Origin of the sequence: Roseateles toxinivorans (assembly GCF_004362525.1) — a bacterium.
Classification (GTDB): domain Bacteria; phylum Pseudomonadota; class Gammaproteobacteria; order Burkholderiales; family Burkholderiaceae_C; genus Paucibacter; species Paucibacter toxinivorans.
Genome location: NZ_SNXS01000001.1, coordinates 766,686 through 788,112 on the forward strand (window position 1 = coordinate 766,686; position 21,427 = coordinate 788,112).

Annotated in this window: 20 protein-coding genes; 14 read left to right on the plus strand and 6 right to left on the minus strand. The window is 65.2% G+C overall.

What is annotated here, in order from left to right; translation table 11 throughout:
• Positions 1–20 precede the first annotated feature (20 nt).
• From rbfA to DES47_RS03590, 12 genes are all read left to right on the plus strand, one after another.
• On the plus strand, positions 21–383 hold the full coding sequence (gene rbfA / locus DES47_RS03535; protein WP_133699257.1) for a 30S ribosome-binding factor RbfA: 363 nt from the start codon (positions 21–23) through the stop codon (positions 381–383).
• Positions 384–396: 13 nt separating this feature from the next.
• Entirely contained in the window at positions 397–1,353 is a 957-nt protein-coding gene (gene truB, locus DES47_RS03540) for a tRNA pseudouridine(55) synthase TruB (RefSeq protein WP_133699258.1), read from the plus strand.
• Positions 1,350–3,173, plus strand: a complete 1,824-nt coding sequence (gene typA, locus DES47_RS03545; protein WP_133699259.1) for a translational GTPase TypA — start codon at positions 1,350–1,352, stop codon at positions 3,171–3,173. Before truB ends, typA begins: the two co-directional genes overlap by 4 nt.
• A 44-nt stretch (positions 3,174–3,217) precedes the next feature.
• On the plus strand, positions 3,218–4,120 hold the full coding sequence (locus DES47_RS03550; protein ID WP_133699260.1) for a DMT family transporter: 903 nt from the start codon (positions 3,218–3,220) through the stop codon (positions 4,118–4,120).
• Positions 4,121–4,152: 32 nt separating this feature from the next.
• On the plus strand, positions 4,153–5,283 hold the full coding sequence (locus DES47_RS03555) for an enoyl-CoA hydratase/isomerase family protein (protein ID WP_243748138.1): 1,131 nt from the start codon (positions 4,153–4,155) through the stop codon (positions 5,281–5,283).
• A gap of 152 nt (positions 5,284–5,435) precedes the next feature.
• Positions 5,436–7,124, plus strand: a complete 1,689-nt coding sequence (locus tag DES47_RS03560; RefSeq protein ID WP_133699262.1) for a formate--tetrahydrofolate ligase — start codon at positions 5,436–5,438, stop codon at positions 7,122–7,124.
• A gap of 120 nt (positions 7,125–7,244) precedes the next feature.
• Positions 7,245–8,129 carry an ABC transporter ATP-binding protein gene (locus tag DES47_RS03565; RefSeq protein ID WP_133699263.1) on the plus strand — a complete coding sequence of 295 codons (885 nt, stop codon included), beginning with the start codon at positions 7,245–7,247 and terminating at the stop codon, positions 8,127–8,129.
• Complete coding sequence (locus DES47_RS03570; RefSeq protein WP_133699264.1) at positions 8,126–9,697, plus strand: hypothetical protein; 1,572 nt, start codon at positions 8,126–8,128, stop codon at positions 9,695–9,697. Before DES47_RS03565 ends, DES47_RS03570 begins: the two co-directional genes overlap by 4 nt.
• A 226-nt stretch (positions 9,698–9,923) precedes the next feature.
• Positions 9,924–10,409 (plus strand): RidA family protein, encoded by a 486-nt coding sequence (locus DES47_RS03575; RefSeq protein ID WP_133699265.1) that lies wholly within the window; start codon positions 9,924–9,926, stop codon positions 10,407–10,409.
• Between the two features lie 77 nt (positions 10,410–10,486).
• Positions 10,487–10,933: an SRPBCC family protein gene (locus tag DES47_RS03580; RefSeq protein WP_133699266.1), complete on the plus strand. Its 447-nt coding sequence runs from the start codon at positions 10,487–10,489 to the stop codon at positions 10,931–10,933.
• 16 nt (positions 10,934–10,949) lie between these two features.
• Complete coding sequence (locus DES47_RS03585; RefSeq protein ID WP_133699267.1) at positions 10,950–11,417, plus strand: RidA family protein; 468 nt, start codon at positions 10,950–10,952, stop codon at positions 11,415–11,417.
• Between the two features lie 180 nt (positions 11,418–11,597).
• Complete coding sequence (locus DES47_RS03590) at positions 11,598–11,912, plus strand: hypothetical protein (protein WP_133699268.1); 315 nt, start codon at positions 11,598–11,600, stop codon at positions 11,910–11,912.
• Positions 11,913–12,156: 244 nt separating this feature from the next.
• Here DES47_RS03590 and DES47_RS03595 read toward each other — a convergent pair whose 3' ends face one another.
• Positions 12,157–12,429 (minus strand): pyocin activator PrtN family protein, encoded by a 273-nt coding sequence (locus DES47_RS03595; RefSeq protein WP_133699269.1) that lies wholly within the window; start codon positions 12,427–12,429, stop codon positions 12,157–12,159.
• 814 nt (positions 12,430–13,243) lie between these two features.
• On the opposite strand from DES47_RS03595, the gene DES47_RS03600 reads away from it, so the two are divergent.
• Positions 13,244–13,831 carry a hypothetical protein gene (locus tag DES47_RS03600; RefSeq protein ID WP_133699270.1) on the plus strand — a complete coding sequence of 196 codons (588 nt, stop codon included), beginning with the start codon at positions 13,244–13,246 and terminating at the stop codon, positions 13,829–13,831.
• 333 nt (positions 13,832–14,164) lie between these two features.
• Positions 14,165–15,148, plus strand: a complete 984-nt coding sequence (dusA, locus tag DES47_RS03605; protein WP_243748139.1) for a tRNA dihydrouridine(20/20a) synthase DusA — start codon at positions 14,165–14,167, stop codon at positions 15,146–15,148.
• A 3-nt stretch (positions 15,149–15,151) separates the two neighbouring features.
• Here dusA and DES47_RS03610 read toward each other — a convergent pair whose 3' ends face one another.
• The 5 genes from DES47_RS03610 to DES47_RS03630 form a co-directional block, all read right to left on the minus strand.
• A complete protein-coding gene (locus tag DES47_RS03610) occupies positions 15,152–16,135 on the minus strand; it encodes a M14 family metallopeptidase (RefSeq protein WP_133699272.1) in 984 nt (327 codons plus the stop codon).
• A 15-nt stretch (positions 16,136–16,150) separates the two neighbouring features.
• Positions 16,151–17,071, minus strand: coding sequence for a DMT family transporter (locus DES47_RS03615; RefSeq protein ID WP_133699273.1), 921 nt, complete (start codon positions 17,069–17,071; stop codon positions 16,151–16,153).
• A gap of 5 nt (positions 17,072–17,076) precedes the next feature.
• Positions 17,077–18,408 (minus strand): type III glutamate--ammonia ligase, encoded by a 1,332-nt coding sequence (gene glnT, locus DES47_RS03620; protein ID WP_133699274.1) that lies wholly within the window; start codon positions 18,406–18,408, stop codon positions 17,077–17,079.
• Between the two features lie 32 nt (positions 18,409–18,440).
• Positions 18,441–19,928, minus strand: coding sequence for an aldehyde dehydrogenase (locus tag DES47_RS03625; protein WP_133699275.1), 1,488 nt, complete (start codon positions 19,926–19,928; stop codon positions 18,441–18,443).
• A gap of 114 nt (positions 19,929–20,042) precedes the next feature.
• Positions 20,043–21,419, minus strand: coding sequence for a DUF3138 family protein (locus tag DES47_RS03630; RefSeq protein WP_133699276.1), 1,377 nt, complete (start codon positions 21,417–21,419; stop codon positions 20,043–20,045).
• Between the last annotated feature and the right edge of the window lie 8 nt (positions 21,420–21,427).

The following is a 21,427-nucleotide window of genomic DNA, read 5'->3' on the forward strand; positions in this document are numbered from 1 at the left end:
CCCATGCAGAGGAGTACCCCATGCGACATAAACGAGCTATACCCAACCGCGGTTTCCGCATTGCCGACCAGATCCAGCGCGATCTGGCCGAGTTGATACGCGAGCTGAAGGATCCCCGCATCGGCATGGCCACCGTGCACGCAGTGGAGGTCACGCCCGACTATGCCCATGCCAAGGTGTTCTTCTCGGTGCTGGTCGGTGACCCGCAGCAGACGCAGGACGCGCTGAACGAGGCCGCCGGCTATCTGCGCAATGGCCTGTTCAAGCGCCTGCAGATCCATACCGTCCCCACCTTGCACTTCCATTTCGACCGCACCACCGAGCGCGCCGCCGAGCTGAGCGCGCTGATTGCGCAGGCCAACGCCACGCAAGCCAAGGATTGACCCTTCCCGCACCATGAACGTTGTTCTGTCCGAACGTCGCCCCAGGCAGATCCGCCGTGCCCTGCACGGTGTGCTGCTGCTCGACAAGCCCCTGGGCCTGTCGAGCAACGACGCTTTGCAGAAGGCCAAATGGCTGTTGCGCGCCGAGAAGGCCGGCCACACCGGCACGCTAGACCCCCTGGCCACCGGCCTGCTGCCGCTGTGCTTTGGCGCGGCCACCAAGTTCAGCCAGGTCAGCCTGGACGCCGACAAGGCCTACACCGCCGTGCTGAAGCTGGGTCAGACGACCAGCACCGCCGATGGCGAGGGCGACGTGCTGAGCACGCGCGAGGTCAACGTCACGCGCGAGCAGGTCGAAGCGGCCTGCGCCGCGTTTGTGGGCGAGATCGAGCAGGTGCCGCCGATGTATTCGGCGCTGAAGCACGAGGGCAGGGCGCTGTACGAGTACGCCCGCCAAGGCATCGAGATCGAACGCCCGGCCCGCCAGGTATTGATTCATCGCATTGACATCCTGGCCTGGCAGCATGACCGGCTGGAGATTGCCGTGGTCTGCAGCAAGGGCACTTACATCCGCACGCTGGCCGAAGACATCGGCGAGCGCCTGGGCTGCGGTGCCCATCTGAGCGCTTTGCGCCGCACGGCCAGCGGCCCCTTGACGATTGCATCCGCGGTCACGATAGAGGCCCTGACCGAGATGAATGAAACACAGCGCGAAGCCCTGTTGCAGCCGGCGGACAGCCTGCTCAGCGACTGGCCGCGCATCAGCCTTGACGACGCCGAAGCCGGTCGCTTTCTGACCGGCCTGCGTCGCCGCGTCGCTGCCGACGATGCACCCCGGGTGCGCGTCTATGGTCCCCAAACGCACGCCTTCCTGGGCAGCGCGCATATCACCGCTGGCGAGTTGATCGCCGACCGATTGTTGAGTCCCCTGGAGGTGCAGGGCCTCCAACATCCCGAAAGTAGTTTATGAGCAAGCAAATCCGCAACATCGCGATCATCGCGCACGTTGACCATGGCAAGACGACTATGGTTGACCAACTGCTGCGCCAAAGCGGCACCTTCGCCGAGCACGAGAAGGTCGTCGACACGGTGATGGACAGCAACGCGATCGAACGCGAGCGCGGCATCACCATCCTGGCCAAGAACTGCGCGGTCAGCTGGGAAGGTACCCACATCAATATCGTGGACACCCCGGGCCACGCGGACTTCGGCGGTGAAGTGGAACGCGCACTGTCCATGGTCGACGGCGTGGTGCTGCTGATCGACGCCCAGGAAGGCCCGATGCCGCAGACCCGCTTCGTGACCAAGAAGGCGCTGGCGCTGGGCCTGAAGCCCATCGTCGTCGTCAACAAGGTGGACAAGCCGGGTGCCAAGCCCGATGCCGTGATCAACGCCGCCTTCGACCTGTTCGACAAGCTGGGCGCCAATGACGAGCAGCTCGACTTCCCGGTCGTCTATGCCTCCGGCATCAATGGCTGGACCTCGCTGACCGAAGGCGCGCCCGGCGAGCAGTGGGGCCCCGATATGTCGGCCCTGTTCAATACCGTGCTTCAGCATGTGCCGGCCCAGAAGGGCGACCCGGACGCGCCGCTGCAGCTGCAGATCTCGGCGCTGGACTACTCGACCTTCGTCGGTCGCATCGGCGTGGGCCGTATCAGCCAGGGCACGATCAAGCCGGCGATGGACGTGCTGGTGATGGAGGGGCCTGACGGCAAGTCCTTCAAGGGCCGCGTCAACAATGTGCTGACCTTCCAGGGCCTGGACCGCGTCCAGGCCACCGAAGCCGGCCCCGGCGACATCGTGCTGATCAACGGTCTGGAAAACATCGGCATCGGCGTGACCGTGACCAGCGTCACCGACCCGGCACCGCTGCCCATGCTGAAGGTCGATGAGCCGACCCTGACGATGAACTTCTGCGTCAACACCAGCCCGCTGGCCGGTCGCGAAGGCAAGTACGTCACCAGCCGCCAGATCTGGGACCGCCTGCAGAAAGAGCTGCAAAGCAACGTCGCGCTGCGCGTTTCGGAAACCGGCGAAGACGGCATCTTCGAGGTGATGGGCCGCGGCGAATTGCACCTGACCATCCTGCTGGAAAACATGCGCCGCGAGGGCTACGAGCTGGCCGTCAGCAAGCCGCGCGTGGTGTTCCACGATGTCAATGGCGAGAAGCATGAGCCTATCGAGCTGGTGACCGCCGACGTCGAGGAAATCCACCAGGGTGGCGTGATGCAGGCGCTGGGCGAGCGCAAGGGCGAACTGGTCAATATGGAGCCGGACGGCCGTGGCCGCGTGCGCCTCGAGTACCGCATTCCGGCCCGTGGCCTGATCGGCTTCACCAACGAGTTCCTGAACCTGACCCGCGGTTCGGGACTGATCAGCAATATCTTCGACGGCTACGAGGCCCACAAGGGCGATATCGCCAGCCGCAAGAACGGCGTGCTGATCTCGATGGACGCCGGCGAAATCTTCACCTACGCGCTGGGCAAGTTGGACGACCGCGGCCGCATGTTCGTCAAGCCCAACGACCCGGTGTATGAAGGCATGATCGTCGGCATCCACAACCGCGACAACGATCTCGTCGTCAACGCGACGCGCACCAAGCAGCTGACCAACTTCCGGGTCAGCGGCAAGGAAGACGCGATCAAGATCACGCCGCCGATCGACCTGACGCTGGAGTACGGAGTCGAATTCATTGAGGACGATGAGCTGGTCGAGATCACGCCCAAGAGCGTGCGTCTGCGCAAGCGCCACCTGACCGAGAACGAACGCAAGAGAGCTTCGCGCTCCTAAGTCAGCCTGACTCCCGCGGCCCTACAGGGGCCGCTCTCAATTACATGACGCACCGCCGCGCTGTTTTCCTGATGATTCTGGTGACCCTGCTGTGGAGCACGGCGGGTGTCGTTTCGCGCCATCTGGACGGCGCGCGCAGCTTCGAGGTCACCTTCTGGCGCAGCGCCTTCAATGCGCTGGCGCTGATCGTGGCGCTGTCTTTCATGCGTGGCACGGCCTTGTGGGGCCAGCTCTTGCGGGCGCCCAGGCAGGTCTGGATCTCGGGCCTGTGCTGGTCGGTGATGTTCACCGCCTTCATGGTGGCCATTACCCTGACCAAGGTCGCCAATGTGCTGGTGACGATGGCGCTGGGGCCTTTGATTACCGCGCTGTTTTCGCGCGTATTTCTCAAGCACCATCTGCCGCTGCGCACCTGGGTCGCGATCCTGGTGGCCACGCTGGGCATAGGCTGGATGTTCGGTCACGAGGCCGGCGGCGGCGATGCGCAGTCGCTGCTGGGCGTGCTGGTGGCGCTGGCGGTGCCGCTGTCGGCGGCCGTCAACTGGACGCTGCTGCAGCACATCTCCCATGGCAAGGGCGACCCCGAGGCCAGCGATGAGGCTCCGATCGACATGCTGCCCGCGGTGCTGCTGGGCGCGCTGATCTCGGCCTTGAGCGTGCTGCCGCTGGCCTGGCCCTTCCAGGCCTCGATGCATGATCTGTCGCTGTTGGCCCTGCTGGGCGTGTTCCAGCTGGCCCTGCCTTGCCTGCTTGTGGTCAGGCTGACCCGCACCCTGCCTGGCCCCGAGATTTCGCTGCTCGGCCAGCTCGAGGTGCTGTTCGGCGTGCTCTGGGCCTGGGCCTGGGGTGGCGAGCAGCTGGGTCAGGCCACCCTGGTGGGTGGCCTGATGGTGCTCGGCGCGCTGGCCGCCAACGAAGCGCTGGCCCTGCGCCGGCGCAGCCACTGATATCTTTTCGATTTTCAATGGAGACTTCGCCCATGACGGCTTCGCTGAGTTCTGCCTCGATACCCGCCTTGATTTCCGACGGCCAGGTGCTTGCCACGGTCAATGGTTGCCTGGGGGTGATCACCCTGAACCGGGCGAATGCCTTGAACGCGCTGTCGCTGGCGATGATCCGTGACATCACGGCGCTGCTGAAGCACTGGGCGCAGGCTCCGCAGATCCAGGCCGTGGTCGTGCTGGGGGCAGGGCGCGAAGGCAAGCCACCGGCCTTCTGCGCTGGCGGTGACATTCGCTTCTTCCACCAGGCAGCGCTTGCCGGTGACGCCGCGCTGGAAGCATTCTTCACCGAGGAATACGCGCTCAACTATGCTGTCCACAACTTCGCCAAGCCCTATATCGCCCTGATGGACGGCGTGGTCATGGGTGGCGGCATGGGCATCAGCCAGGGCGCCAAGCTGCGCGTGCTCAACGAGCGCAGCAAGCTGGCCATGCCGGAGACGAATATCGGCCTGTTCCCCGACGTCGGCGGAGGCTGGTTCCTGGGCCAGTGCCCGGGTCGCACCGGCGAATGGCTGGCGCTGACGGGCGCTGCCATCGGTGCTGGCGACGCCATTGCGCTGGATCTGGGCGATGTCTTCGTGCCCGCCAGCGCCTGGACGGCGATGCTGGACGATTTGCTCAAGGGCGACCAACCCAGCGCCGAGCATGTGGTGGCCACCGTGATGTCCCATGCCGAGCTGGCCCCGGCGGCCGAGCAACCCAGCCATCGCGTGGCCATCGACAAACACTTCGCCGCGCCCTCGCTGCCCGAGATCATGGCCTCTCTGGCCGCTGCCGGCGATGAATGGTCTGCGCACACGCTGGCCACCTTGAACAAGCGTTCGCCGCTGATGATGGCCGTGACCCTGGAGCAGCTCAAGCGCGCCCGCAAGCTGAGCCTGGCCGACGACCTGCGCATGGAGCGCGATCTGGTGCACCGCTGCTTCCATCTGCGCCCGGGCGCCGACAGCGAGACGGTGGAGGGCATACGTGCGCTTGCAGTGGACAAGGACCATACGCCGCGCTGGAACCCGGCCCGCGTCGAGGACGTCAGCGCCGAGATGGTGGCGGCCTTCTTCGAGAGCCCCTGGACACCGGACACCCACCCGCTGCGTGGGCTGAAGTAGTCATGGCGCCCCTGCGGGGGCAGGTCTTGCATGGCCTGCCGGGCAAGGCACAATGGCCGGGCGCTTGATCCGAGCGCAATGCCGGGAGCTGGCAAGCCTTGAGGGCACTGCGGGCTTGCCGGCTTATCGCCCACCCCCAGCGAGAGACCGCCATGCTCCGCCCACAGCCGTCCGACATCGAGATCGCGCAAGCCGCCACGCTCCAGAAGTTGATCCCGCTGGCCTCACGGCGTCTGGGCATCCCCGAGGATGAGCTGTCGCCCTACGGCCACTACAAGGCCAAGCTGAGCCTGCAGCACATCGCCAGCCTCAAGGCTCGGCCCAACGGGCACCTGGTGCTGGTGACGGCGATTACGCCGACCCCGCCGGGCGAGGGCAAGACCACCACCACGGTGGGCCTGGGCGACGGCCTGAACCTGATCGGCAAGAACACCATCATCTGCCTGCGCGAGCCGTCTCTGGGGCCCTGCTTCGGCATGAAGGGCGGGGCCGCCGGCGGCGGCCATGCCCAGGTGGTGCCGATGGAAGACATCAATCTGCACTTCACCGGTGACTTCCACGCCATCGCGCTGGCCAACAACCTGCTCGCGGCGCTGATCGACAACCACATCCACCACGGCAATGCGCTGGAGATAGACCAGCGCCGCATCAGCTGGAAACGGGTGGTTGACATGAACGACCGCGCGTTGCGCGACATCGTCGTGGCCCTCGGCGGCCCGGGGAATGGCTATCCACGGCAGGACGGCTTCGATATCGTCGTGGCCAGCGAGGTGATGGCCATCCTCTGTCTGGCCAACTCGCTGACCGACCTGAAGCGGCGGCTGGGCAGCATCGTGATCGGCTACACCAGCGACAATCAGCCGGTGACGGCCTGCCAGCTGCAGGCCGATGGCGCGATGGCCGCGCTCCTGAAGGACGCGCTGGCCCCGAATCTGGTGCAGACGCTGGGCGGCAATCTGGCCTTCATCCACGGCGGGCCCTTCGCCAATATCGCCCACGGCTGCAACTCGGTGATGGCCACGCAGGCAGCCCTGAAGCTGGCCGACTATGTGGTCACCGAGGCCGGCTTCGGTGCCGATCTGGGGGCCGAGAAATTCATCGACATCAAGTGCCGCAAGGCCGGCTTGCGGCCTTCAGCGGCGGTGCTGGTGGCCACGGTGCGAGCGCTGCAATACCACGGCGGAGCCGATCCCAAGCTGGCATCGAGCGCCACCCTGAACACGCTGCGCAAGGGCCTGGCCAATCTGGACCGCCATGTCGAGAACGTGCGAACGCATTACGGTCTGCCCTGCATCGTCTCGATCAACCGTTTCAGCAGTGACACGCCCGACGAGATTGCGCTCATCGAGGCACATTGCGCGGCCCTGGACGTGCGCTGCGTGCTGGCCACGCATTGGTCGGACGGCGGCGCCGGTGCGCAGGACCTCGCCCATGCAGTGGTGGCCGCCTGCGAGAGCGGTGCGGCCCAAACCGGCTTTCTGTATGACGACAATCTGGGGCTGCTCGACAAGATCCGCACCGTGGCGACCAAGATCTACCGCGCGGCCGAGGTCACGGCCGACCCCAAGGTGCTGAGCCAGCTCAGCGAGTGGGAGGCGCTGGGCTATCGCCACCTGCCGGTATGCATTGCCAAGACCCAGTATTCGTTCAGCACCGACCCCAAGCTGCGCGCCGCACCCAGCGGCCACACACTGAATGTGCGCGAGGTCAGGCTGGCGGCCGGGGCCGAGTTCATCGTCGCCGTCTGCGGCGACATCATGACCATGCCCGGCCTGCCCAAGGCGCCATCGGCGCAGCGCATTGATGTGGATGGGCAGGGGCGTATTTCAGGGCTCTTCTGAACAGTTGACGTTCATCGCTGACTGCTGCGCTCTGTACGCGCGACTCTGCAGCCTGTCGATTCGCCGCCGCGCCGGCTGAGCGGCCTGCCTATCCTGCGAGCTTCTTGAAGGAAAGCTCGCATGCTCAGCATTCAAAACGTGGTGAAGACCTATGGTCCCAAGCTCAGGGCGGTGGACGGTGTGTCACTGGAGCTCAAGCCCGGCGTGCTGGGCTTGATCGGCCACAACGGCGCCGGCAAGACCACGCTGATGCAGATGATCGCCACCTTGGGCAAGCCCAGCAGCGGCCAGATCCTGCTCGACGGGCAGGACATCGCGAAGAAGCCCGAACTGATGCGCCGCCGCCTGGGCTATCTGCCGCAGGACTTTGGCGTCTATCCGCACCTGACGGCGCTCGAGTTCCTGCAGTACTTCGCCGCGCTGAAGGGCGTGCGCGACCCGGCGCGCATTCGGCGCCTGCTCGAGTTGGTGAATCTGCACGAGCATGGCAAGCGCCTGGCGGCCAGTTTCTCGGGCGGCATGCGCCAGCGGCTGGGCATCGCGCAGGCCCTGTTGAATGACCCGGATGTGCTGATCGTCGATGAACCCACCGCCGGGTTGGACCCCGAGGAGCGGCTGCGCTTTCGCCACCTGCTCAGCGAGATCGGCTTCTCGAAGCTGGTGATTGTCTCCACCCACATTGTGTCCGACATCGAGAACATGGCCCAGCACCTGGCCATCATGCGCCAGGGCAGGCTAGTGGCCTTCGAGACGCCGGAGGCGATCCTGCAGCAGGCCCAGGGTCAGGTCTGGACGGCCGACATGGAGCTCGGGGCCTATGAGGCGCTGCGCGGCCAGGTCCAGGTGCTGCATGCGCAGCGGCAAGGGCGTTTGATCAGCGTGCGCATGTCCCATGAGCACCGTCCCTGCGACGGCGCCCATGTGGCCGAGCCCAGCCTTGAAGAAGCGCTGATGTCGCAGCGCTATGCGCTGCCGCAGCAGCACCCGCTGGGGCTCGCTGCATGAATGCCTTGGCCTTCAATGCGCTGGTGCTCAATGAGCTGCGCCTGCGTGCGCGGCGCCTGAGCACCTTGGTGGTCTTGCTGGCGGTGGTGCTGCTGTCATGGCTGATGGTGATCGACCCTGCCGGTGGTGAAGCGATGATCGCGATTGGCGATGCACGGGTCCTGTACGACAGCACGGCGCTGGCGGCCGGCACCGCAACCTTGGGCTCGCTGTTGATGGGCCTGGTCGGCTTCTTCCTGCTGCGCGGGCGCAGCCAGGAGGAGTTGCGAGCGGGCAGTGCCGCGGTGCTGGCGGCGACGCCGGTGTCGAATGCGCAGCTGTTGATCTCGCGCTGGGCCGGCGGCGTGGCCTATCTGTGCGGGCTGATGCTGGCCTTGCTGTTGACCATGTTCGTTCTGCATGCGGTGCGGGGAGAGGCCGCCTTCGAGCCGGGCGTCTATCTGCAGATGTACGCCCTGCAGCTGTTGCCCGGCCTGATGTTCGGCGCCGCCATGGCGACCCTGTGCGACGCCTGGGCGCCGCTGATGGGCAAGCGCGGCGACCTGCTGTACTTCGTGATCTGGATCGCCCAGCTGGCTACCTTGCCTGCCAGCCTGGGCCAGCACCGCATCCCGAGCTGGACGCTGCTGGACACGTCCGGCCTGGCCCTGCTGCCCAGCCGGCTCGAACAGATCACCGGTCAGTCGAACATCGAGATCGGCGCCGGTGAGTTCAATGCGGCGCTGCCGGCACTACAGCTGCCTGCCGAGTTCTGGACCGCGCAGATGGTCGGCATGCGCCTGGGCTCGGCCCTGCTGTCCTTGCTGCCGCTGCTGCTGGCCCTGCTGCTGTTTCACCGCTTCTCGCCCGACAGGGTCAGGCCGCAGCCGCCAGGCCGGCGCCTGTCTGCCCCATTGGCGTGGCTGCGCTGGCTGACGCAACCGCTGGGTGCTGCGCTCGGGCGCCTGCTGCTGCCGGCCGCCCGCATGCCGGGTCTGGGCGGGCAGGTGCTGGCCGACGCGCTGCTGACGTTGATGGCCCATCCTGTGACAGTGCCACTGGGGGCGCTGGCCATCGTGCTCGGCAGCTTTGGCGATGCCGCGCAGCTGCCGGCCCTGCTCGGTGCCATCGTTCTGGTCTGGGGCCTGCTGATCAGCGATCTGAGCGTGCGTGACCATCAAGCGGGCATGGCCGCCATCGGTGCGGCCGTGCCGGGAGGTGCCGGGCGGCGCTACCTGCGCCAGTGGCTGGCGGGGCTGCTGCTGGGCTTGCTGTTCGCAGCGCCGGTGCTGCTGCGCTGGCTGGTGCTGGCGCCGCAGGCCGCGATGGCCTTGCTGGCCGGCCTGGTGGCCCTCAGCGCCTTGGCCAATGCGCTGGGCACGATCACCCGGACCGGGCGCTGCTTCCTGGCCCCGTTTCTGTTCGGCGCCTATGTGTCCAGCCAGGTGAGGACCGTGGCCTGGCTCGATGTGGTGGGCATCAACGGAGCAGCCAATGCCTCTTCGATCGTGTCCTGTCTGCTGGTCGGGCTGGTAGCCGCCGCGGCCGGCCATGTCTGGCAGCGGCGCGGCAGCGGACACCCGTTCTGAGATGAAACTGATCGACTCGCCGCTGGGTGTCGGTGCTTGGAGCCTCGCTTTGTTGGCGCGGCAGAGGGGGCGGGAGGCCGGACCGTCCAGGGCCGAGCAAGGCTTCAGCCCGCAGCGGCCGGCGCGCCCTTGCCCCTGCCACCTCATGCTTCATGTGTCGAGTGTCGTACGCAGTGCGGTGGCGCAACTAAGATGCTCAGCTGTCGTCATCCATGAGTCGCACACGATGAGTGAAATCGCCCGCAGGCTGCAGGCCCTTGGTCTGCAGCTACCGCCATCGATCAAGCCGCCGCCCGGCGTGGTTCTGCCGTTCAGCTTCGTGCGCATCATCGGTTCGCGGGCCCATGTGTCGGGCCACAGCGCGCAGAATGCCGACGGCACAGTGGCCGGGCCGTTGGGCAAGCTGGGCCGGGACTTGACCGTGGAGCAGGGCTACCACGCGGCGCGGCTGACGGCGCTGTCCATCCTGGGCAGCCTGCAACGTGCGCTCGGTGATCTCGACCGGGTGCAGGCCTGGGGCCGTGTCTTTGGCATGGTCAATTCGGCTGCCGGCTTTCACAGCCAGCCCGCCGTGATCAATGGTTTCTCGGATCTGATACTGGCGCTCTACGGCCCCGAGCGCGGTGCCCATGCGCGCAGCGCCGTGGGCATGGCCGAGCTGCCGTTCAACATCGCGGTGGAAATCGAGGCCGAGGTCGAACTCGCCGTCTGAGCCTGCAGACTTGGACGATCTGTGGATGCCGTGCAGAATGCGCCACTGTTCGTCCATGGATGAAAGCAACCTCCATCATGCCCACAAGCACCATTCGAATTCACCGCGTCCTGCGTGCCCCGCCAGAGCGGGTGTACCGGGCCTTTCTCGACGCCGATGCCCTGTGCAAATGGCTGCCTCCGCACGGCTTCAGCGGCAAGGTCCACCATCTGGACGCCACGGTCGGCGGCAGCTACAGGATGTCGTTCACCAATTTCAGCAACAGTCACAGCCACTCCTTCGGCGGGCAGTATGTGGAGCTGGTGCCCAACGAGCGCATCCGGCGCACCGATCGCTTCGACGACCCGAACCTGCCGGGCGAGATGCAGGTGACGATCTCGCTGAGGCAGGTCTTTTGCGGCACCGAGCTGAACGTCGTGCAGGAAGGCATTCCCGAGGTCATTCCCACCGAAGCCTGCTACCTGGGCTGGCAGGAGTCGTTGACGCTGCTGGCGCAGTTGGTCGAGGCCGAGATTCCGGGCTGAACCATCAGGCAACAAGATGACGACAGCCGAACAACGCCTCAAGGACCTGGGTATCGAGCTGCCGGCCGGCAGCGCCCCGGCGGGCAACTATGCAACGGCGGTGCGCAGCGGCAACCTGCTGTTTCTGTCTGGCAAGGCGCCGCTGCCGGTCGATGGCGTGCTTCCCAAGGGGCGGCTCGGCCGTGAGTACACCGCTGACGAGGGCTACGCCATGGCGCGGTCGGCCTGCATTGATCTGATCGCCGCGATCAAGAAGACGCTGGGCTCGCTGGATCGGGTCGCCCAGTTCGTCGATCTGCAGGGCTCGCTGAACACCACCGCCGAGTTCGAAGACCATGCCAGGGTGCTCGATGGCGCCTCAGACCTGCTCGCCGCCGTGTTCGGCCCGGCCGGCATGCATGCCCGCTCGGTCATCGGCGTGGCCTCGCTGCGCAAGGGTGTGCCGCTGACGATCAAGGCCGTGGTCGAGGTCAAGCCGGAGTGAGACGGTGTTCGCCATGGATGTTTTTGAAGCCATTCTTGTACAGGGGCATCCGGACGAGCAGCCAGTGGGCAGCCCGCGAGCTTGACCGCAGGTGAACTGGTGTTGAGCGGCGGCCGGATTTGACTCGGTACGATGCGCGCAGTTTCGCCACTCACTCAGGCCGCTAGCTGCCCCGAGTCCATGCATGACACCCCCGACTACGACATCACCGAACTCCTGCTCTGCGGCTTCTTCATTGCCGGTGCCATCTCCTGCCTGATATGGGCCGGCGCCTCGCTCTGCGACGATGAATCCTTCACGGCCACCGAGGCGGCGGGCCTGTCACTGATGCTGCTGGGCGGCTGTGCTCATCCGAAGAAATACCTGTTCGACTGCCTCAGTTTCCCCCTGAGTTTCATTGATCACAGCGGGCGCGAGACGCCGGTGACGGTGTTTGCGGCAGGCGCCGGGCTGGTGTTATGGTTGATCGGCCTGGCCGGCAATCACTTTGGTTGAGCGGGGCGAATAGGGATCCTGTGTGGGGCTTGCAGGCGTCTGCAGGGATAATCCGGTCCTCCCTCAGCCGTTCTCCGCCGCTCCGTGACAGATCCCGTTCCCGCATCAGCCTCGCACAACCCTTGGCGCCTGTCCGTCGCGCCTATGATGGATTGGCAAGCTACTCCAGGAAATTCGTTATAAATCAAGCGCTTGGAGGCGGTCCGGAAATCGCTGTAGCCCTTTCGTAGCACCGAGTTCCAAGTTAAATACGCGTACCAGTCAACTGCTTGGCTTCCTTGATCGCAACTTCGTGTCGGCCTTCGATGTACCTGACCAAGTCGGCGATGTGCACGCCCCTCGCGCTCTTCTGAGTGCCCGGCTCGATCCGGATTATCGGGATGTTGATGTCGCCCACTGCCACCTTGCGGACGAATTTGTCAGTGCTGAGGTGGGGGAAGTAGTCCTTGACGACCTTGTCGATTGGGATGATGGCTTGGGCGTTGTACTGCACTATCAAGATGAGGGCTGTGTTCATGGGCTTGTCTTCTGGTTCGGGAATGAAAAAGGCCCCCGTCCGGTTGGATCAGGGGCCGATGGAATCTGGCGGAGAGATCAGCGACGTAGCGCCCAGGAAGGTGCCGCAAAGGCCGCTGGCGAGCATGGCGTAGTGCGTCGACTTGTGGCGTTACTTTTGGCAGGCGCAGGTAAGGGGTACCAATCCGGTTCTGTTGTAATGCGGGTCCCCACACTGGCGCATCTATGCAACTACTCCCCACGTTTATCATCATTGGAACTATCTTGTTGGTCGGATGTGCTACTCCGCAGAAAGCTGAGATGCCCGATTACCAGTACCCTCAGTTCGCTTCAAACTGGGTGAGCGCTCATAGGTGTGGTGAGTCCGGACAGACATCCCCTGAAACGGCATCTCTTGCTATCCAGTACCTGCAATCCTCCTTGGGGGCCTACACGTATGACGCCGTTAGGCTGGATAAAGTGATTTTGGAGATGGACGGCCTTACCCCCACGGACGCGACATGCAACAGGATGGCAATGGAAGTCGCGTCAGTTCGTAGGCGGATCGACCAGAACAACGCAGCTGTCGAGTCAAATCAGAAAGCCTGGGCCGATGTCCTTAAGAGCAGCACCCCCAAGCAAACCTACTGCAACAAGATTGGCACGCAGACACTTTGCACTACCTACTGATCTGTCATTTCACCAGGGCCATCCCCGCATGCACCGTGACCAGTTCATCCAGCGAGCCTGGATACTGCAAGGCACCCCAGGCCAGCGGGTTGTTGCCCAGGTGATGAATCCACGAGCTGTCCAGAAAGTCTGAGCGCTGAAAAACAATGTCCGCAACGTCGCCTATTCAAAAAGTTCGATCTGCCCTGGTTGATGTCAAAGCGTCAGGACAGCAGGCGGTTGATATCAAGGCACTGCTTGCCTTCCTTGACTCATTGGATGGTGACGCCCCAGTCAACGCCGAAGTGCAGAAACTGAACCACGAGTCGAATCTAGCCCAGTTCAAAGCGGACCATGAAAGAAATCTCGCGCATTACAAAGCCACTGTGGACAGCGGAACTGAGATGTTTCGGTCAGTCGTCGAGTCCGCCAAGATTGCCTTGTCAACCAGCATCTTGGTAAATGGCGGAGCAACCGTTGCGCTCCTTGCGTTCGTCGGAAACCTAGTTACCAAGTCTGCGCCAGGTATCAGTTCTCTGCAAACCTCGTTGGCTTGGTCACTCATTTCGTTTGCGCTCGGCGTTCTCCTTGGCGCGGTTGCCACCGGAGGCACCTATCTCGCCCAGTATTGTTACCACAGCGAGTGGAGCCGCGCCGGCGCAGTCTTTCATATCGCGACGGTGCTGCTAATCATCGGTTCATACATTGCGTTTTCGTTTGGTGTCGGTAATGCCTACCATGCCTTCATCAAATAGTTCTGACTCTAACGGTCGTTCAAGTGTGGGTGCACGACGGCGGGCTTGGCTCGCCAGTTTGTGCCGCATCCGTGCAGCCGTTGTGCGCCCAGGTGGTAGGTGGGTTTGCAGCGAAGGCGAGAGCCTAGCCTGGCTGCATCAATCAGGCCCGTCTGGTTATTTCGGTGGCATGGGAAAATGTGACCGTAGGGTAGGTGAGCTATGAGTGCACGTGCTGACTCTTCAACATGAGCCAGAGGGACTGGGATGAGCGGAATAGATGAAAGCAATGACTTGTTTGAGTCTGATATGAATAAAGGACTTGACAAATCATGGCGTTTGTGTGTAGCGCCGATGATGGATTGGACTGATAGGCATTGCCGCTACTTCCATCGCCTGCTGACCCGCCACACCCGGCTGTACACCGAGATGGTGACCACCGGTGCGCTGATCCATGGCGACCGGCCGCGGCATCTGGACTTCAATGCCGAGGAGCATCCGGTGGCGCTGCAGCTGGGCGGCAGCGAGGCGGCCGATCTGGCGCAGTGTGCCAAGCTGGCCCAGGACTGGGGCTATGACGAGGTGAACCTGAATTGCGGTTGCCCGAGTGAGCGGGTGCAGCGCGGCGCCTTCGGTGCCTGCCTGATGAACGAGGCCAGCCTGGTGGCCGATGGCGTGAAGGCGATGCGGGACGTGGTGGACATTCCGGTGACGGTGAAGAACCGCATCGGCATCGACCGTGTCGAGAGCTACGAGTTCGTGCGTGATTTCGTCGGCACGGTGGCCGAGGCCGGTTGCGAGGTCTTCATCGTCCATGCACGCAATGCCTGGCTGCAAGGCTTGAGCCCGAAAGAGAACCGCGAGATTCCGCCGCTGCGCTACGAGCTGGTCTATCAGCTCAAGCGCGAGTTCCCGGACCTGACCATCGTCATCAACGGCGGCATCCAGACCGAGGAAGATATCGCGCTGCACCTGAGCCATGTGGATGGCGTGATGGTCGGCCGCCATGCCTATCACGAGCCCTGGGCGATGAGCCGCTGGGATTCGCGCTTCTTCGGCATGGCCGATCCCCTGGCCTCTCGCGAAGAGGCTGAAACGCAGTGGCTGGCCTATCTGGAACGCCATGTGGCGACGCAGACGGGCGGCCACCCGAACACCTGGCCGCAGGCGATGCGCCATGCGCTGGGGCTGTGGAATGGCTCGGCCGGTGCCAGGCGCTGGCGTCAGGTGTGGTCCGACCACAAGCTCAAGCTGGAGCCACCGGCCAAGGTGGCGGCCTTGGCCACGGCAGCCCGACAGGAAACGCGACGGCTGCTGGCCGAGAGCGTCTCGGCCTGATCTTCAGAGCCTGCGTTCACTGGCCCGTGCCAGGTAAAACCATTCCTGCCCCGGCTGGGCCCTGGTGTTGGGAAAGACGATGCGCCCGGCATCGGGCGCCAGCACCGGCGTGCCATCGTTCCGCGTGCCTATCAGCTGGCCTTTTGCTATCGGATCGAAGCTGACCCATTCTTTGGCGAACTGGTCTCCTTCGTGCTCTCGATCCACCACCTCGTACAGCTGCAGCAACTCGGGCGCCTGCGTGGGTTGATGCAGATCCACCTCGGCTGCATCGACCATGCCGAGCAGGGCCAGCGTGCGAGTAATGGCCAGCCAGGCCACCTCGGGGGCGTTCGGGTCGTCGTGCTGGCCACACTCCAGAGTGACGCCGTAGCCGCCCTGCGAGCGCATGTATTCGGTCGTGCCGACGCCGTAGTGCGGGTCCTGGTCCAGGCTCTGGCGGCGCGATCCGCTTGAGCCGTGATGGGGCCGCTCGGCGCGGCGCTGCAGGCCCAGTGCATAGGTGCTGAGCCAGCCCTCGACGATGCGGGTGGGGCCCAGCGCGGCGGCCATGGCGGCCTCGGCCGCTTCGTGCGCGAAGGGCTCCAGCGGCCCGGAGTTGTTGCGCGGGCCCAGCATCACAAAGGGCTGGCCGACGGCATTGAACGAGTGCAGGTCCAGCAGCACGTCGTTGGCGGCCAGCCAGGGGCACAGGGTCTGGGCGATGCGGTCCTCGAAGTCCTGCGCGATCACCGCCGGGCGCAGATTGCGGTTCAGATTGCGCTCGCCCTCGCGCTGCCCGCGCTGGTAGGCCAGCGGGTTGACGATGGGGATGGCCGTCAAGGTGCCGCGTTGCAGGCGCAGGGCGCCGCTGTCCAGCGCCTGCAGCAGGCGCTCGATCGCGCGGGTGCCGCAGGTTTCGTTGCCATGCACGGCGCCGGTAACGATCAGCCGCGGGCCCGGCAGCAGGCCGGCGAATTGGTGTACGCGAAGATGGGTAGCTTGCATGCTTGTGAGTCGGGTTCAGACAGCCGAGGATAGCGCCGGCTGTGGCGATTCGGGCCAGGTGGCCAGCACCACGCCCAGCAGCGCCAGGCCGTAGGCGCAGGCCTGCAGCAGGGTCATCGTCTCGCCGAGGAACAGCAGGCCGACCAGGCCGGTGGCGATGGGCAGGAAGACCATGAACACCCCGGCGCGGGCTGCAGGCACCCGGGCCAGGCCTGTCATCCACAGCCAGACGGTGATCATGCTGGCGGCCAGCGCGTAGAACAGCAGAAAGCCCCAGCTCAGGGCCGGCACCGCCGTGAAATCAAAGCTCAGCGCCTGCCACAGCCCCAGCGGCGTGACCAGGGTGAAGCCCCAGAGATTGATCAAGGCGCTGATGCGCTTGGCCGACACCTGGCCGGTCAGCTGCTTGCCGACCACGACATAGACGGCCTCGCAGAACACGGCGGCGATCAGCAGCAAGGGCCCCCACAAGGTGCCCTCCGAAGCGCCACCGCTGCGGCTGCTTGCCACCAGGCCAATGCCCACCACGGCACAGGCGATGGCCCCCAGCACGCGGCCGGCTATGCGCTCGCCCAGCACCAGCCAGGACAGCAGGGCCACCGCCGCCGGAATGCCCGCCATGATCACCCCGGCGGCCAAGGCCGAGCTGGCCTTGACGCCATACAACATGCAGATCGAGAACAGAAAGTTGCCGATGAAGGACTCTACGAACAGCAGCTTGCGGTCTCGCGCGCTCAGCGGCGGCTCGTTCGCGCCACGCCTGAGCCAGGGCAGCATGGCAACGGCCGCCATGCCGAAGCGCAGCCAGGCCAGCAGAAAGACCGGAAACACCAGCACCAGCAGCTTGGACAGGCCCACATAGGTGCCCACCAGCGAAGTGCTCAACGCCAGCGCGCCGTAGGCCAGCCACGGGACGCGGTCTGCCTGTCGACTCATCGATTTCAAAACTGCGCCACGTAGCGCTGCAACTCCCAGTCGCTGACATGGCGGGCATAGCCCAGCCATTCCTCATGCTTGAGGCGCAGAAACTCCTGGGTCAGCTCGGCGCCCAAAGCCTCGGTGATCACCGCATCGGCTTCCAGCGCATGCAGGGCCTGCTCCAGGCTTTGCGGCAGCTGGGCGATGCCGCGTTCGCGGATCTGCGGCAGGCCCAGCGCGAACAGGTCCTCGTTGCAAGCCGGGCCCAGCGGCAGCTGTCGGTCGATCCCGTCAAGCCCTGCGGAGATCAGTGCGGCCGTGGCCAGATAGGGGTTGGCCGCGGCGTCGGGCAGGCGCCATTCGAAGCGGCCCGGTAGGGTGCGGACCAGGCAGGTGCGGTTGTTCGGCCCGTGGGCGATGTGCGCCGGTGCCCAGCTGGTGCCAGACAGCGATTCGCCAACCACCAGCCGCTTGTACGAATTGACGGTGGGCGCGGCCAGCGCGCACAGGGCCGGCGCATGCAGCAGCACGCCGGCAATGAAGTGATGGGCCAGCCTGGACAGGCCGTGCTCGCGGTCGCTGAACAGGCACTTGGCGTTCTCGCCCTGGTCGGTCCACAGCGAGACATGGAAGTGCATGCCGCTGCCCGGCTGGTTGGCAAAGGGCTTGGGCATCATCGAGAAGGTGGCGCCGTATTGCTCGGCGATCGCGTGCGCGGCCATCTTGAACAGCATCAGGTGGTCGGCGCTGCGCAGGGCCAGGTCGTGACCGAAGTTGACCTCGTACTGGCCGTGCGCGTCCTCGTGATCGAGCTGCAGCACATCCAGGCCGCAGGCTTCCAGCGTGTCTTGCAGCGCGCGCAGCAGCTCGGCCTGGCGGGGCAGGCTTTTCAGGTCGTAGGACGGTTTGTCGAGCCGGTCCATTTCGTCGAACGGCACCCAGCCGCCGCCCTCGGCCGGGCGCAGCAGGAAGAACTCGGGCTCTATGCCGGTGCGGCAATGCCAGCCGCGCTCGGCCAGGCGGGCCTCGGCGCGCTTCAGCACCTGGCGCGTGCAGGCCTCGAACGGCTCGCCATTGACGAAACCATCGCAGACGATGCGTGCATAGCCCGGCAGCCAGGGCAGCACCTGGGCCGTGCTGGCATTGCCGCGGGCGTAGTACTCCGAGCGCGTGCCATGGCGCGCCAGGCCGGTGCCCCAGATCGAGGGGCCGGAGAAGCCCACGCCGTCGGTCAGCAACTCGTTGATGTGGCGCAGGGGCACGAACTTGCCCTTGGCCACGCCGAAGATGTCGGTGAACTGGGCGATCAAGGTGTGCACGCCGGCACGGGTCAATTGGTCCAGCAGGTCTTTCATCGTGTACTCCTTGATCGGGCCGACACCCTAGCTCAGCTGTTGATGCGCAGCCAGGTCGTCTTCAGCTCGGTGTACTTGTCAAAGGCATGCAGCGACTTGTCGCGCCCATTGCCGCTTTGCTTGTAGCCGCCAAAGGGTACGGTGATGTCGTCCTCATCGTACTGGTTCACGTGCACGGTGCCGGCGCGCAGGGCCCGGGCCACCCGGTGTGCGCGGTCAATATGGCTGCTCCAGACGCTGGCCTGCAGGCCGTAGGCGCTGTCGTTGGCCAGGGCGACAGCCTCGGCCTCGTCCTTGAAGCGGATCACGCCCAGCACCGGGCCGAAGATCTCCTCGCGGGCAATCTTCATCGTGTTGGCCACGCCATCGAACACGGTCGGCTCGACGTAGTAGCCGCCGCTCTCGGTGCGCGCCTGCTTGCCGCCTGTGACGGCGCGGGCGCCCTCGGCCTGGCCGGCCTCGATATAGCCCATCACCGTGCGCAGCTGGCCGTCATCGACCAGGGCACCCATCACGGTGCGCCCATCGAGAGGATCGCCCGGCTGGTACTTCGGCGCCTCGGCCGCGACCAGGCTGACGAACTCGTCGGCAATGCTCTCGTGGACCAACACCCGCGACGGCGCGTTGCAGCTCTCGCCCTGGTTGAAGAACATCGCGCCGGCCACCGTCTGCGCGGCCCGCTTGATGTCGTCGAAATCGGGGAACACGAGGAAGGCCGACTTGCCGCCCAGCTCGTTGTATACGCGCTTCAGGTTCGAGCGGCCCGCGTACTCCAGCATCTTGCGGCCGACGCGAGTGGATCCGGTGAAGCCCACCGCATCGACCTGCTCGTGCAGGGCCAGTGCCTCACCGGCCTCGTGGCCGAAGCCCGGCACGACATTGAACACTCCCTCGGGCAGGCCGGCCTCAAGGGCCAGCTCGGCCAGGCGCAGCGCGGTCAGGGGCGATTTCTCGCTGGGCTTGAGCACCACCGAGTTGCCGGCGGCCAGGGCCGGCCCCAGCTTCCAGGCGGCCATGATCATCGGGTAGTTCCAGGGCACGATGGCGCCGATCACGCCCATGGCCTCGCGTTGAATCAGCGCCAGCGCATTCGGGCCGGTGGGGGCGATCTCGTCATAGATCTTGTCCACCGCTTCGGCATACCAGGCGATGCAGCGGGCGGCTGCCGGCACATCGACGGCCAGGCTGTACTGGATGGGCTTGCCCATGTCCAGCGTCTCCAGCAGGGCCAGTTCCTCCTTGGCGCCTAGGATCTTGTCGGCGAACTTCAGCAGCACCTTCTTGCGGGCGGCCGGCGGGCGCCTGGCCCAGCGGCCGTCTTCGAACGCCGCGCGGGCGCTCAGCACGGCGGTGTCGATGTCGGTGGCCTGGCCGCGGGCGACTTCGCCGATGACGCGGCCGTCGATGGGCGAGATGCAGGCGAAGGTCTCGCCGTTGGCGCTGGCCAGGCGCTTGCCGCCTATCAATATGCGGCCGTCGATTTGTAGCGCGCGGGCGCGCTCGTGCCAGTCAATGCTCATGGACTGTCTCCTGGAAGGGGTGGCGTAGCCCGCATGAAGCGAAGCGCAATGCGGGGGCCTCGGCGCAGCGCCGCAAGCCCCCGGATTCCATCCGGGCTACGAAAGCGTAGGGGCTTAGAAGCTGACCACCACCGAGGTGCCCAGAACATTATTGCTCTTGCGGTATTCGCCCGAGCGTATGTCCATGAACACCGGCAGGCTGGCGCGGTCCATCCGGTACTCGGCCTTGAAGGTCGTGTTCAGGTTGTACAGCCAGCTCAGACCCAGCGAGACGGCCATGCGGTTGGTGCCGCGCTCGGCGTCGCCGGCCTGATCGGGGCCGATGCCGTTGCGGTCGTCGGCCACCGTGTAGCCCAGCAGGCCGCCGCCGTTCTTGCGGTTCTGCAGGTAGTCGAAGCGTGCGATGGCCTCCCAGCGCGGGGCGAACTTGTTGGCCACCAGGCCAGAGAAGCCGTACCAGCGCGAGTTGCGCAGCTCGCCGGTGACCGGGTCGGCGGTGATGGCCGCGGCCTTTTGCGTGCCATAGCTCAGCTGGCCCTGCACCGTCCAGTCGCCGCGGATGAAGTAGGCGTCGAACTCGAACAGGTTGACGGCGGTGTCGCGGGTGCTGTAGTCCTCGCCGGTGACCGGGTTGGCGCCATCGGCGCGGAAGTTGGCCGCCTTGCCATGCATGCCGGCAAAGCCGAAGCCCTGATACTCGCCGCGCGAGTAGTCCACGCGGTAGACGATGGCCGGGGCCTTCTCGCCGGCCTGGCGCTTGCTGGTGTTGACGTTGGCCAGCATCACCTTGCTCAGCCACTTGCCGCGCGTCAGCTCCATGCCGGCGCCGGTGTACAGGGTGGGCAGGGTGAAGTCATACAGCAGGTTGTGGGTGATCAGCTTGTTCAGCGTCGGCTGCTGATACTCATACCCCGACCAGTCCGGCACCTGGCCGGCAATGAAGCGGGTCTGCAGGTCGCCCAGCGGTATCGACACCGAGGCCTCCTGCACGATCGAGCCCTCGCCGATCACCGAACCGGTACCGCGGTTGGGCGTCAAGGTCAGGCGGAACTTGGTGCCACCCTCCATCTCCTTCTGGAAGTCCAGGGTGGCCCCGCCAAAGTAGGAGTTGTCGTAGTTGTAGCCGTCGTTGGCCACAGGGTTCAGGAACTGGAAGCCGCCCCGGTTCTGGCGCTGGTTGTAGATATAGGTCGGGTCGGCAAAGCCGCTGATCTTCAGGTTCTTCAGGCCAAGAGCCTCCTGGGCGTCTTCCAGCGCCTCGGTCTTCACGGCGATGCGATTGAAGTCGGCCACCTGCTGCTGGGTCATGCCCCATTGGGCCTCGGCGGGCTTGGCCGCTTCGCTGGCCTTGAGCTTCTGCTCCAGGCTGTCGACGCGGGCCCGCAGGGCACGCAGCTCCTTGAGCAACTCCTCATTGGATTGGGCGGAGGCGGCCATCGGATAGGCACTGGCCAGGGCCAGGGTCAGACAGGCGAGCTTTGCGATGCGCATGGTTCTAT